The organism is Anaerolineae bacterium, assembly GCA_013178015.1.
GTDB lineage: Bacteria > Chloroflexota > Anaerolineae > DRVO01 > DRVO01 > Ch71.
In genome coordinates, this window is sequence record JABLXR010000012.1 from 1 (window position 1) to 12,855 (window position 12,855).

General features: G+C 65.0%; 11 protein-coding genes. 8 read left to right on the forward strand and 3 right to left on the reverse strand.

All coding sequences use genetic code 11. The annotated features are described in order from the left end of the window. The first annotated feature begins 674 nt into the window (after window positions 1-674). From HPY83_05950 to pyk, 4 genes are read left to right on the forward strand one after another with little or no spacing between them, the layout of a single operon-like run. Complete coding sequence (locus HPY83_05950) at window positions 675-1,319, forward strand: queuosine precursor transporter (GenBank protein NPV07495.1); 645 nt, start codon at window positions 675-677, stop codon at window positions 1,317-1,319. 33 nt (window positions 1,320-1,352) lie between these two features. After that, window positions 1,353-2,333, forward strand: a complete 981-nt coding sequence (era, locus tag HPY83_05955; GenBank protein NPV07496.1) for a GTPase Era — start codon at window positions 1,353-1,355, stop codon at window positions 2,331-2,333. Window positions 2,334-2,363: 30 nt separating this feature from the next. Then, window positions 2,364-2,969 carry a CBS domain-containing protein gene (locus HPY83_05960; protein ID NPV07497.1) on the forward strand — a complete coding sequence of 202 codons (606 nt, stop codon included), beginning with the start codon at window positions 2,364-2,366 and terminating at the stop codon, window positions 2,967-2,969. A gap of 2 nt (window positions 2,970-2,971) precedes the next feature. Continuing rightward, a complete protein-coding gene (gene pyk, locus HPY83_05965) occupies window positions 2,972-4,444 on the forward strand; it encodes a pyruvate kinase (GenBank protein ID NPV07498.1) in 1,473 nt (490 codons plus the stop codon). Window positions 4,445-4,462: 18 nt separating this feature from the next. Here the strand turns inward: pyk and HPY83_05970 are convergent, their stop codons facing one another. Together HPY83_05970 and ruvB are read right to left on the reverse strand one after the other, a co-directional pair. Beyond that, a complete protein-coding gene (locus tag HPY83_05970; GenBank protein ID NPV07499.1) occupies window positions 4,463-4,957 on the reverse strand; it encodes a zinc ribbon domain-containing protein in 495 nt (164 codons plus the stop codon). A 541-nt stretch (window positions 4,958-5,498) separates the two neighbouring features. Further along, on the reverse strand, window positions 5,499-6,527 hold the full coding sequence (gene ruvB / locus HPY83_05975) for a Holliday junction branch migration DNA helicase RuvB (protein ID NPV07500.1): 1,029 nt from the start codon (window positions 6,525-6,527) through the stop codon (window positions 5,499-5,501). Between the two features lie 82 nt (window positions 6,528-6,609). On the opposite strand from ruvB, the gene HPY83_05980 reads away from it, so the two are divergent. The 3 genes from HPY83_05980 to HPY83_05990 all read left to right on the forward strand — a co-directional run bounded on the left by HPY83_05980 (window position 6,610) and on the right by HPY83_05990 (window position 10,291). Next, window positions 6,610-8,133: a UDP-N-acetylmuramoyl-L-alanyl-D-glutamate--2,6-diaminopimelate ligase gene (locus tag HPY83_05980; protein NPV07501.1), complete on the forward strand. Its 1,524-nt coding sequence runs from the start codon at window positions 6,610-6,612 to the stop codon at window positions 8,131-8,133. Between the two features lie 90 nt (window positions 8,134-8,223). After that, a complete protein-coding gene (locus tag HPY83_05985) occupies window positions 8,224-8,901 on the forward strand; it encodes a hypothetical protein (protein ID NPV07502.1) in 678 nt (225 codons plus the stop codon). Between the two features lie 67 nt (window positions 8,902-8,968). Beyond that, entirely contained in the window at window positions 8,969-10,291 is a 1,323-nt protein-coding gene (locus HPY83_05990; GenBank protein ID NPV07503.1) for a LysM peptidoglycan-binding domain-containing M23 family metallopeptidase, read from the forward strand. 83 nt (window positions 10,292-10,374) lie between these two features. Here HPY83_05990 and HPY83_05995 read toward each other — a convergent pair whose 3' ends face one another. Further along, entirely contained in the window at window positions 10,375-11,106 is a 732-nt protein-coding gene (locus tag HPY83_05995) for a 50S ribosomal protein L25 (protein ID NPV07504.1), read from the reverse strand. Between the two features lie 712 nt (window positions 11,107-11,818). Between HPY83_05995 and HPY83_06000 the strand changes: the two genes are divergently transcribed. Then, complete coding sequence (locus HPY83_06000; GenBank protein ID NPV07505.1) at window positions 11,819-12,805, forward strand: ABC transporter permease; 987 nt, start codon at window positions 11,819-11,821, stop codon at window positions 12,803-12,805. Window positions 12,806-12,855 lie beyond the last annotated feature (50 nt).

Below are 12,855 nucleotides of genomic sequence, written 5' to 3' on the forward strand. Positions count from 1 at the left end.
CAGCTCAGGATCGGGGGGACACATGCCGACCAGCGCCGTCGCTGCGCTCGGATTAGGCGAGCCAGCCCCGACTGCACCGCAGGTACACCTTCCTTGGAGGAGTGCGCGCGCCCACGCGCGCTGTCCCTCCAAGTGCCTACCGCGCCTGGGGGCGCGGACTCCTCAGGAGGAGGCTGGAACCTGCCAGGATGCTGGCGCTTTGTCCTCCTAGCCGGCCGAAGAGCCTGCCGCGAAAGCCTGTCAGGAAACCACCTGCGTGTGACTGCCGGCTGAACACACTCGTCCCCCCGATCCTGAGTTCTTGCGTCGGGCTTTGTGAGCCCCCACGAGACCAGTGTATCATGGCTTGTGGGCGCAGCCCGGCCAGGACCGGATCACGGCCCGTCTCGTTTGGCACCCTGGTGCAACGCCGGTTCTGCTCCGATCGGGAAAGTAGGGTCGCCCTCTCAAAGCGACCGCGCGGTTCCGCCGGGCAGCGATCCGCCTGCGTCTCCGCCTAGCACCAAGTATGGTCTGGGAGGCAAGCATGGTAGGCGACGCGGGTCGCTCCGGCGGGTCGGAGGTCGTGACCTATGCCGAATCACATAGAGCGTGACAGCGCACCGCTCCCTGGCACGCGACCTTCGCGTCCCAGAGCGACGGGAAGCTCCGGCTACAGGGCCTTCGACTTCATCATGGCCCTGTTTGTGGCCGTCTTGCTCATCAGCAACGTGGCCTCCAGCAAGATACTGCGATTGGGGCCATTCTCGTTCGATGGCGGCACCCTCCTCTTCCCCGTCAGCTACATCTTCGGGGACATTCTAACCGAGGTATACGGCTATGCTCGCTCTCGCCGGGTAATATGGGCCGGTTTCTTCGCCGCGCTGCTCATGGGAGCCACCCTAGCCATGGTCGGCTGGCTTCCCCCGGCCCAGGGCTGGGAGCACCAGGAGGCGTACCTGGCCATCCTAGGACAGACTCCGAGGATCGTGGTCGGTTCGGTGATCGCCTACTTCGCTGGCGAGTTCTCTAACTCCTACACTCTGGCCCGCCTGAAGCTCGTCACCCGTGGCCGGTTCCTGTGGCTGCGCACCATCGGCTCCACCGTGGTGGGCGAGGGCGTGGACACGGTGCTCTTCGTGCTGATTGCTTTCGCCGGCGTGCTGCCAGCTCCGCTCCTCACCGCCGTGATGGCCAGCAACTATGCTTTCAAGGTCGGCATAGAAGTGCTCGCCACTCCGGCTACCTACCGCCTGGTCAATTACCTCAAGCGTATCGAGGGCGAGGATTACTACGACTGGGATACGGACTTCAGCCCCTTCACCCTGGCAGGCGCGTAGATGGGCCGACGCCCAGATTCGGACCCGCTCAACATGGCCGTAGAGCCGACCACGGAGTGGCCCGAGGGGCACCGCTCCGGATACGTGGCCGTGGTGGGAGCACCCAACGTCGGCAAGTCCACCCTGATCAACGCCATCCTGGGGCAGAAGCTGACTATCGTATCGCCTAAGCCTCAGACTACTCGCCACCGCATTCTCGGCATCCTCACCCGCGACCGATATCAAGTCCTGCTCATGGACACCCCCGGCTTACACCGTCCCCGCAGTCGCTTCGGTGAGTACATGGTGGGCACGGCCGAAGAGGCTCTAGAGGAGGCCGACATCATCCTCTGGCTGGTGGACATCACCCGGGACCCCGATGACGATGACCGCCGGGTGGCGGAGTCGCTTGCGGCCGCCGCGGGGGGCACTGCCCGCGAGGGGCGTGTCACCGTGGCGCTCGTCCTCAACAAGACGGATGCGGTTGACGAGAGCACACGCAGAGCCAGGCAGGCCCTCTACGCCGAGCTGGCTCCCGCAGCCAGCGCAAGCTTCCGGGTCTCAGCCCTCACCGGTGAAGGGGTGGATCGCCTGCTCGACTGGCTGGTGGAGGAGCTACCTGAAGGGCCTCGCCTCTTCCCCGAGGAGCAAGTGACTGATCGGGAGGAGCGCTTCCTGGCAGCCGAGCTCATACGGGAACAGGTGCTCCTGCACCTTCGGGAGGAAGTCCCTCACGCCGTCGCCGTGAGTGTGGACGATTTCATCGAGCGGACCCAGGGCAAGACCTACATCCGCGCCACCCTCTACGTGGAGAAGGAGTCGCAGAAGGGCATCGTCATCGGAGCAAGAGGCGGCACCTTACGTCGCATCAGCACGGCCGCCCGGCAGGAAATCGAGAGGATGCTGGCGAAGCCAGTATACCTGGAGCTCTGGGTCAAGGTGCGACCCAACTGGCGCCGGAACGAGGCCTATCTACGCGAGTTGGGCTTCCCGGTCCCGCGCCGACCGGGGGGCGCGAGTAACCGGGCCGGCTAGGAGGCTCAGAGCAAGGTATGGAGGGGACTCATGCTTGTCGGTGACCGCATGACGAGGGAAGTCATCGTGCTTGCAGCCGGCGCCACTGTCGCCGAAGGTCTTGGCCTCATGAACGAGCGCGGCGTCCACCGTCTCCCCGTGGTGGATGCCGAGGGCGACCTTCAGGGCATCGTATCCGATATGGACCTTCGCATTGCCGAAGCCGCCGGGCGACTCGCCGATCCCGTGAGCTCGATAATGACCAGACGAGTGGTCACGGTGGGCGAGTACTGCCCCCTGGAGGAGGCAGCCACGCTTATGCGACGCAAGGGCGTGGGCGGGCTCCCCGTGGTGCGGGGTAACCGCATCATCGGCATCATAACCGACGGAGATATCTTCGACGTCTTCGCTCACCTCCTGGGCGTCGGTGAGCCAGGCGTGCGCCTGACCGTCGCCGTGTCAGCGGCTCGCTCCACCTTGATGACCCTGCTGAACGAGTTGGTGGAGCGCGGGGGAGACATCGTCGGCCTTGGCACTGTCCGCGAGAAAGACCAACGCCTGCTGGTGGTTAAGGTTGGGGGGCTGACTCCAACTCAAGCGCAGCAAGCCGTCGAAGTGGCCGGAGCTGAGCTGCTGGACCTTCTGGAGGAGGGCTGATCGTGGCCTTCTCCTGCCCTACCATCCCCTGCCTCCGCTGCCGCACCAAGATCGTCTGTACCCTTGGCCCTTCCACCGACGCACCTGGGGTGGTGGAACAGATGGTGGAGGAGGGCATGGCCGTGGCCAGGATCAACTTCTCCCACGGCACGGCGGAGGAGAACATCCGACGCATCCGGCAGGCCAGGCAAGCGGCCGCTCGTTATTCCATGCCCATAGGTATTCTCGCAGACCTCCAGGGACCGAAACTACGCGTCGGTAGCTTCCGCCAGGGCAAGGTGGACCTGACGGTGGGGCAGGAGTTCCAGTTGCTCTACCAGCCCGCTGAAGGAGACGCGACCCGGGTGCACGTCCCGCACCCAGAGGTGCTGGACGCCATCGCCGAGGGAGCGCGCATACTCCTGGGCGACGGGGACATCGAGTTGGTCGCCCGACACCGCACCGCCGAGGGCATCGTGTGTGAGGTCGTGGTAGGAGGATCCCTGGCCTCGCGCAAGGGCATAACCGTTCCCGGCGTCAGAGTTCATCTTCCCGTGGTCACTGAGAAGGACCGTGCCGATCTGCTGGTGGCTCTGAGGGAGAAGGCAGACTACGTCGCCATCTCTTTCGTCCAGGAGGCCGCGGACATAGAGGTGTTGCGGCGGATAATGCACGAAGCCGGGGCCGAGGTTCCCATTGTGGCCAAGATCGAGCGGCGCAGCGCTATCGAGGGGTTCGACCCGGTGCTGGAGGCCGCCGACGCCATCATGGTGGCCCGGGGCGACCTCGGACTCGAGGTACCGGCGGAGGAAGTGCCGGTGTACCAGAAGATGCTCATAGCCAGGAGCAGGGCTGCCGGCAAGCCGGTGATAACGGCCACCCAGATGCTCGAATCCATGATGACCAACCCGCGCCCGACTCGGGCGGAGGCCAGCGACGTGGCTAACGCCATCGTGGACGGCACCGACGCCGTGATGCTGTCGGGCGAGACCGCGGCCGGACGATACCCGGTGGAGGCCGTCCGTATGATGCGCCGTATCGCCAGCTTCACCGAGGCCAACCTCCCCAACCGTCAGCCGCCCCGGTCTCCGGCCGACGCGCCGTCCTCGGTCACCGAGGCTATCAGCCAGGCCACCTGCCACATAGCGCAGCAGGTGGGGGCCCGGGCCATAGTTGCAGCTACCATGTCCGGCTGGACGGCGCGGATGGTGGCCAAAGAGCGGCCAGAGGTGCCCATCGTGGCCGTGACCCCGAGCCCTGAAGTGGTGGGCCGCCTCACCCTGGTCTGGGGGGTGGCGCCGGTGCTGGTAGAGACGTACGAGAGCACCGACGCGGTTACGTCCGCCTCGCTAGAGGTGGCCCAACTCCTCAACTTGGTGAAGAAGGACGATCTCGTAGTGCTCACGGCCGGGATGCCTCTCGGCGGTCCAGGCCGCACCAACATGATTCGGGTACACCGCCCCTTCGAGGTGATCCAGAGGGAAGGAGGCAGCTAGGCCGCCGACCGACCGCGGCTACCGTTGCGGCTCCAGTTCCGGCCGTGGCTGCGCTCCCTCGCGCCGGGCCAGCGGTGCCTGTACGTCGGTGGCGCAGTAGGGGCAGACCGTCCACCGCAAGTCGAGAAGCCGGGCGCACTTCGGACACTTGCGCCGCAGCCGCGACTGGCATTCGGGGCATATGACGAACTCCCGCTCCACCGGCGCCCGACAGCTGGGACAGGTCAGCCGCTCTTCCACGTCCCGCAGAAGGGCCTCCTCCTCCAGTGCCCGCTCGTAAGCCTGCGCCAGGGTCTCCTTGGGCCTGAGGATCAGGTAGAGGAGCAGCCCCGGTAGGTTGAAGACCACTACCAGCAGAGTGGCCAGGAGTTGGGCAAACACGTCTCGGGTACGGGAGCGGATGTCCCGGAAGGTCCAGATCACCAGGCTTAGGTAGAGCGAGATGAAGAACGCACTCAGAAAGCCTATCGTGATCTGGAGGATGCTGTTGAGGTTCAGCTCGGTGCCCGGCATTGGCCAGCAGACTCCCCGGTTGGCGTTGGGAAAGCAGCGCGATTATACCACCCGCCTCCGCCCCTGTCACCTCGGCGACATAACCGGGTAGGGCTTTCTCAAAGTCGGGGAGGTGAGCGGAGCAAGGGGTGAGCCGGAGGGGATGCGAAGCGAGCCTCACTTGGTTATTGTAAAGCTGAGAAGCAAGCACTAACCAAGGAGGCTCAAGGTGCAGTATAGCACACTCTCCTCTGATCAGATGACAGCGGTGGGTCCGGTGGTAGGGCTTTCTCAAAGTCGAACCAGCGTTGGGCGAGCTGCCACGTGGCCTGGCCAGCAACCACGGCCGGCCAGCGAGCAGGCGAGGAACAGAGGCGATGCAGCATCCGATAGCGCCCAGACTGGCTCTGATAGGCATCTCTGGTCGCTTGCCATAGGACTTTGAGAAAGCCCTGCATAACCGGGTGCACCTCCCGTCCTAACCCGGAGTGCCTAGGCAACCCACCCAGGAGGCCGAGCGCACCCCATGCGCCCCGACACACGCCGCCCGTGCACAGCGGCCCTAGAAAAGGGGTGGCTGCGCGGCCCCGCTGTCCTTAGGCACCGGAAGGCCGAGATGGTTGTACGCCAGCGCGGTAGCCACCCGGCCCCGGGGAGTGCGGTGTATCAGGCCTTGCTGCAGGAGGTACGGCTCACACACGTCCATGATGGTATCCGGCTCCTCCGAGACCGCAGCCGCCAGCGTCTCCAGACCAACTGGACCGCCCGAGAACTTCTCCACCAGAGCCCTCAGCACCCGCCGGTCCAGGTCGTCCAGCCCCGACTCGTCCACCTCTAGCAGCTCCAGCGCCTGAGCCGCCACCTCACGGGTAACCTTTCCCTCGGCCCTCACCAGAGCGTAGTCGCACACTCGTCGCAATAGGCGGTTCGCTACCCTGGGGGTGCCCCGCGACCGACGGGCGATCTCTGTCACTCCCTCTTCATCGGCCTCGATACCCATGATACGGGCCGAGCGAATCACGATGCAGCGCATGGCCTCCTGATCGTAGAAGTCCAGCCGCTGCACTGCCCCGAACCGAGACCGCAAGGGCGAACTGACTAGGGCAAGCCTGGTGGTGGCTCCTATCACGCTGAACCGTGGCAGGGAGAGGCGTATGCTTCGAGCCGCCGGCCCCTTGCCAATCACGATGTCCAGGGCAAAGTCCTCCATGGCCGGGTATAGCACCTCTTCCACTACCTTGCCCAGCCGATGGATCTCGTCAATGAAAAGAATGTCGCCCCGATGCAGGTTGGTCAGGATGGCGGCCAGGTCCCCGGGCCTTTCGATGGCGGGGCCCGAAGTCACCTTTATGTTGACTTCCATCTCATTGGCTACCACATGCGCTAAAGTCGTCTTCCCCAGACCGGGGGGCCCGTACAACAGCAGGTGATCGAGAGGCTCCCCCCGAGCTCGGGCCGCCTCCACCAGGACGCGCAGGTTCTCGACCACCTTGCTCTGCCCGATGTATTCATCTAGCATCCGGGGGCGCAAGCTGCCCTCGGACAGGCTTTCCGCTTCTCGCGCCTTCGGCGATACAATGCGCTCGTTCACATTCCTTGCCTCTATCGGAGTATATCAGAGGCTACCCGAGCGGGCTATCGGGGCCCACGGCATGTCATTGGGAGATGCATCGGTGAGCGCGATGTCCACCGGTTGGGACTTCCAGAAGCTGGCGAAGGCAGCCGGCCTGCCATCCCAGGGCCTTCCCAGACAGCCCATTCGCGACCTACAGACGGACTCCCGTCGGGTATGCCCCGGCTCCCTATTCATCGCCTACCGTGGGCTCCAGGCCGACGGTCACGACTACATCGCTGCGGCGGTGCGAGCGGGAGCGGTAGCCGTGGTGGCCGAGCGCACGCCTCCTGAGGCCCCCAATGTGCCGCTCCTCCTCGTGCCCGACGGGCGGATAGCCTGGGCCCACTTGGAGGCAGCCTGGCACGGGTTTCCCTCCCGCGAGCTGCGCCTGGCCGGCGTCACCGGCACAGATGGTAAGACCACCACCACCACCCTCCTGCATCACATCCTCACCCAGTGCGGCGTGCCCACCGGCCTCATCAGCACCGTAGAGGCGCACTTGGGCCAGCGAGTGGTGGACACGGGGCTGCACACCAGTACCCCACCCCCGTCCCAGGTGCAGCCATTGCTGAGGGAGATGGTGGACGCCGGCTGCCGCGCCGCGGTCTTGGAGGCCACCAGCGAAGGGCTGGCACAACGCCGACTCGAGGCTTGCGAGTTCGACTTGGCCATCATCACCAACATCACTCATGACCACCTGTACTTTCACCGCACCCTCGAATCCTACCGCGAGGCCAAAGCTCTCCTTTTCCACTACCTCTCGGCAGGCGCCCGCAAGCCCGGCGTCACCAAGACGGCAGTGCTCAATCGCGATGACTCGTCCTACCAGTACCTGCGCGCCATCGAGACTGACAGACACCTCTCGTACGGTGCCTCGCGGGCCGACACCATCATTGAACAGGCTCGAGACCGCGCCGGTGGGCTGAGCCTAGCCCTTAGCACTCCCTGGGGCCGAACCGAGCTCGACGTGCCTCTTCTGGGTCAATACAACGCCTGGAACGTTGCCGCCGCCCTCACGGCGGCCTGTGCCTGGGGCATTCCCCTACAGAGGGCAGCCCACGCCTGTTCCACCTTCCCGGGCGTCCCCGGCCGGATGCAGTTCATCCAGGAGGGCCAGCCTTTTAGCGTCATAGTGGACTTCGCCCACACCGCCAATGCCCTGGAACAAGCCCTGCGTGCCGTCCGTCCTATAACGAGAGGGAGGCTGATCGTCGTCTTTGGCTGCGCCGGAGAGAGAGACGTGCTCAAGCGAGGTCCGATGGCCACCGCAGCCATCCGGCTGGCGGACTACGCCGTCTTCACCGCCGAGGACCCGCGACGCGAGGATCTCGATAGCATCCTGGCCCAGATGGAGAGCGCAGCTCTGGCCGCAGGCGGCAGGCCCGGGGTGAACTACAGCCTCGTGCCCGACCGGGGAGAAGCCATTGGCCATGCCATCTCGGAGGCCCGGCCCGGGGACACTGTCATCATATGTGGCAAGGGGCACGAGCAGTCCATGTGCTTCGGGTGCGAGGAGCGCCCGTGGGACGACCGAACCGCCGCCCGCGCCGCCCTGCGAGCGCGCGGGCACATTAGCATCTGATGAATTCTTTATCCTCTTACGCAGTACTGCTATACTGCTGGCGATTGGGGACCATCCACAAGCCGTGGCATAGCTGCAGGAGATGACGCTGTGAGACGCAGAGCTTTCCTGGCCCTGGTGTTGGCGCTGTCGCTGGCGCCCGCTGCAGGGCCGTTGTTGGCCCAGGAACGGGAGACGTCGCCCGACTGGTACGTGGGCAGGATCCTATTCAAGTCCGACCGCGAGGGCCAGGAGGCCTTCTTCGCCGTCAACCCCGACGGCTCCGGCCTGGTGCGGGTGGACGACCCTAACGTGGGCTTCTACTACGCCGAGGCCCGCTCCCGCGACCTTACCTCCGCCGACGGCCGCTACCGCCTCTTCGTCCGCCAGGTCGGCAACGACCTCCAAGTCTGGCAGCAAGATACCCAAACCGGCGATATCTCCTACGTCGCCGGCGGCGGCCCCGGAGCCGATTACGAACCCGCCTGGGCCCCCGATACCCGCTTCGTGGCCTACGTCTCCCAGGTCGACGGCAACGACGAAATCCACCTCTACGACCGCCAGACCAACACCGACCACCGCCTCACTAGCAATACTTGGGAGTGGGACAAGCACCCCTCCTTTGGCCCCGATGGCTCCCAGATCGCCTTCTGGTCCAACCGCCAAAGCCGCTTCAAGCACATCTGGATCATGAACTCCGACGGCTCCAACCCCCACAACATCAGCGGCTGGGGCTCCTACAACGACTGGGACCCCGTCTGGGTCAAACACCTGCCCTCGGCACCGTGACGCCCGGGGGGCAGAGACTAGTGTTCACTTCCGGGCGCGCCCGGAAGCGGCACGAGGAGGCCTGAATGTGAAAGAGAAGGCGAGTCACCTGCCCAGGTGGCGACAAGGGAGAGCGTCGCGCTGGCTGCGGGGGGCTGCAGCGGCTGCCCTGCTGCTGGCGTTCCTCCTGCCCCAGGCTGCAGCCGCCGAGCCCTCCTACGTCGTCCAGAGCGGCGATACGCTGACTCAGGTGGCGATGACCTACGGCACTACGGTGGAGGAGCTGGCGCTCCTCAACTCCCTTAGCGACCCTGACTTCATCTACATCGGGCAGGTGCTCCGCCTGCCCGATCCGCGCCCGGCCGCACCCCCTGCCGGAGTGGCGGAGCCTCCCTCGGAGCCTCCGGCGGAGGCTGCCACCGAGACCGGCGATTCCAGCTGCTCCGAGCTGGTGCATGTGGTCTCGGCGGGCGAGACCCTGGGAGGCATCGCGCTTCGCTACGGCGTCAGCGTGGCTGAGCTGGCCGCCTTCAACGGGGTGATCAACCCGTCCCTGATTCACGTCAATCAGGTGCTGCGAGTGCCAGGGGCGGCATGTCCTCAGCCCCTGGTCCTTAACGAGCCCTTCGTCTCCATCTCCTGGACGCCTGAGACACCCCACCAGGGCGACACAGTCAAGCTGGTGGTCGAGACGCGCTCCGCCCTGAAGGGCTTGACGGGCACCCTAGGCGAGGCTCGCATCAGATTCATTTCCGATGGCGCCACCCACACGGCCTATGTGGGCATCCCCGCCTTGGCGCAGCCAGGGTACCGGCAAGCTCAGCTCCTGATAGAGGGACGCCCGGCTCAGGTCTTGGCCATCCCCGTGCTCCCGTGGGAATACGACGTGGAGCGCCTGCAGCTCACTCCGGAGACCACTCGGCTTCTGGCGCCTGAGATCGTCCAACGGGAGAACGATTTGCTCGCCCGCGTCTCCAGCGGCTTCACGGCCCAGTGGTACTGGGACGGCACGCTGTCCCTGCCTCTGTCCGGGGATCCTCGGGTGACTTCGGCCTTCGGCACCCGGCGGGCCTATAACGACGGGCCCGTGGCCTCATACCACGGTGGAGCGGACTTCCCAGCCGAGGAGGGGACCCCGGTCATGGCGGGCGCCGCAGGAGTAGTCGTCCTGGCGCAGCCCCTGGACGTGCGTGGCAACGCCGTGATCGTGGACCACGGCGGCGGGGTGTTCACCATGTACTGCCACTTGAGCGAGATTCTGGCCGCCACTGGTGACACGGTGAACCCGGGTGATGTGGTGGGCCTGATAGGGAGCACCGGCCTGTCCACCGGCCCTCATCTGCACTGGGAAATGCGAGTTCAGGGCGAGCGGGTGGATCCCATGCGCCTCGTCAGCGGTCCGTATGGATGAGTTGTCCCGGGCAAGCCACGCACCCTAGACAGCCGGAGGGCCGGCCTCGACCCGCCCTCCGGTCCGCCTGAGCACTCGGCTCGCTAGTCCTCTTCCTCGCCTTTCTCGCGTGCCTGAGCCCCGGCTCGCTGGGCATGCCGGGCCTCGGCCCTGTCCGCCGAGATGACCTCAACCTCCTCCAGCTCGGGAAGGAGTCCCTCCCCCACTTCCTCCTCTTCCTCGGGCCGCTCGGCCACCACTCGCGCCACCATCGCCTCGGCTGGCGTAATGACCTCGACTCCCTCGGGCACAGCTAGGTCGCGGACATGAATGCTATCGTTGAGATGGGCGAGCGAGGTTACGTCAACCTCGATCTCGGTCGGTATGTCAGTGGGCAAGCACTCGACCTCCAAGGCGTCCAGCCCCTGGATCACCACTCCGGGAGGAGGCGCCTCCTCGTCCCCGACCGCAGCCTGGGGGAGCGCAGCAGGGGCTTCGCCCACCAGCACGAGGGGCACGCTGATGCGAACCCTCTCGGTGAGGTCCACCTGCAGGAAGTCAATGTGCTCCACGCGCTGTGTCAGCACGTGCCGCTGAACGTCTCGGATGATGGCGGGCCGGGGGGCGTCCTCCCCCCTAATCGCCACCTCGATAAGAGAGGAAGCACTGGCCCGGGAGAGGAAACGCCCGAGAGTATGCTCATCCACCTGCACGGCACGGACCTCGGCCCTGTGCCCGTACACCACCCCCGGGACGATACCGTCACGGCGAAGTGCCTTGACCTTCTTGCCGACGACCTCCCGAGGCTCTACTTCAAGGGAAAGCATTTCGGGCATCGTAAGTTCGCTCCTTGCACGCTGGCTAACGGCCCGACATTATAGCCACCGACTAGGCGGCGCAGCAAGAACCAGGCCGGGGTTCACCCGGTTCTTGGGGTTGCACTTTGCCCAGCAAGACCTTGTAGGATATGATAATGATGCAATTCTCGCGGAACGGCCGCTCTTCCCAGAGAAGCCGGACTTGACGACCGCGCAGATGTAGTTGCCGGTTCGGAGTGGGCCCAGGTCCTTCTTGTCGCCCTCGCTCTCGTCGAACAGCAGCCTCAGGGCAGGCCGGTTGGCCCGGTGGGCTCACGTGGCAGAGTCAGCACACCGCCGGCCGTCGCCAACTCAGGGTTCTGGTTGATCAGCCCTTCGTCCGTGGAGTCAGGACGCAAGGCTCATGCTGACGGGGGGATCCCCGTCGCACATGGGCAGCAAAGGTGTGGCAGACGTGCTGAAGGCCGGCTTGCTGATATGTCCGCTGTGATTGCCGAACTCCGACCGCGAGCAGCACTTGTTACTGAAGCAGGCTTAGGCCTGGGGTCTGTTTCGTGAACCAGCTGGGAGGCCGGGCTCGGCCTCCCAGCATGCTACACGGGACGGGAATGGGGGATGCTCGCCGCAGGGCCGATGGCCTGCACGCTGGTGTTCCCCTCTACTCTCATAGGGTAACATAGCCCTAGGCAAGGAATCATCCCGAGTCCAGACGCGAGAGAGCGAGGTATAGATGCTGGAGTACATCGGACGACGTCTGCTCCTGATGGTCATGACGCTGATCGTCATCTCAGTCCTCTCCTTCGCCATCATTCAGTTGCCTCCCGGCGACTTCCTCACCGCCTACATCGAACGGCTGGAGGAGAGCGGGCTCACCCGAGATCAGGCCGTCATCGAGAGCCTGAAGAAGCGCTACGGGCTGGACCAGCCCATATACGTGCAGTACGGCAAGTGGGTTTGGGGAATGCTTCACGGCGATTTCGGTCAGTCGTTCCTCTTCAACCGCCCGGTTGGCGAGTTGATTTGGGAGCGCCTCGGGCTGACTATGGCCGTCTCCTTCGCCGCCATGGTGTTCAACTGGGTTGTGGCGCTTCCCATCGGGATCTACTCGGCCGTCAGGCAGTACTCCATTGGGGACTACGTGGCCACCTTCATTGGCTTCATCGGGCTGGCAATACCCAACTTCATGCTCGCCCTGATATTGATGTGGCTGGCTTTCAGCCTCTTTGGCGCCAACGTGGGAGGCCTCTTCTCCGCCGAATACGCCGACGCGCCCTGGACCTGGGCCAAAGTGGTGGACATGCTCAAGCACCTGTGGCTGCCCATGGTGGTCTTGGGGATGGCAGGAACCGCTGGCCTCATCCGTATCATGCGCGCCAACCTGCTAGACGAGCTCCGGCGGCCTTATGTGATCACTGCACGGGCCAAGGGGCTCCCGGAGACTAGGCTGATCCTGAAGTACCCCGTCCGGGTGGCTCTGAATCCCTTCGTAAGCACCATCGGCTGGTCCCTCGCAGGGCTGGTGGCCGGCGAGACCATAGTCTCCATCGTGCTGGGCCTTCCTACCACCGGTCCCCTTCTGTTCCGCGCCTTGATGATGCAGGACATGTATCTGGCCGGCACCTTCATCATGATGGTCAGCGCCCTCACGGTCATTGGGACGCTGATCTCCGACATCCTTCTGGCCTGGATAGACCCGAGGATCCGCCAGTCCATCTAGCGCGAACAGCTAGCTCAGACGCCGGCCGACCGCGGGACCTTAGTGTGAAT

Coding starts and splice junctions, on each gene's coding strand:
- HPY83_06000 (NPV07505.1), top strand. CDS start 11,819: ATGCTGGAGTACATCGGACGACGTCTGCTCCTGATGGTCATGACGCTG.
- HPY83_05950 (NPV07495.1), top strand. CDS start 675: ATGGCCCTGTTTGTGGCCGTCTTGCTCATCAGCAACGTGGCCTCCAGC.
- HPY83_05960 (NPV07497.1), top strand. CDS start 2,364: ATGCTTGTCGGTGACCGCATGACGAGGGAAGTCATCGTGCTTGCAGCC.
- HPY83_05995 (NPV07504.1), bottom strand. CDS start 11,106: ATGCCCGAAATGCTTTCCCTTGAAGTAGAGCCTCGGGAGGTCGTCGGC.
- era (NPV07496.1), top strand. CDS start 1,353: ATGGCCGTAGAGCCGACCACGGAGTGGCCCGAGGGGCACCGCTCCGGA.
- HPY83_05970 (NPV07499.1), bottom strand. CDS start 4,957: ATGCCGGGCACCGAGCTGAACCTCAACAGCATCCTCCAGATCACGATA.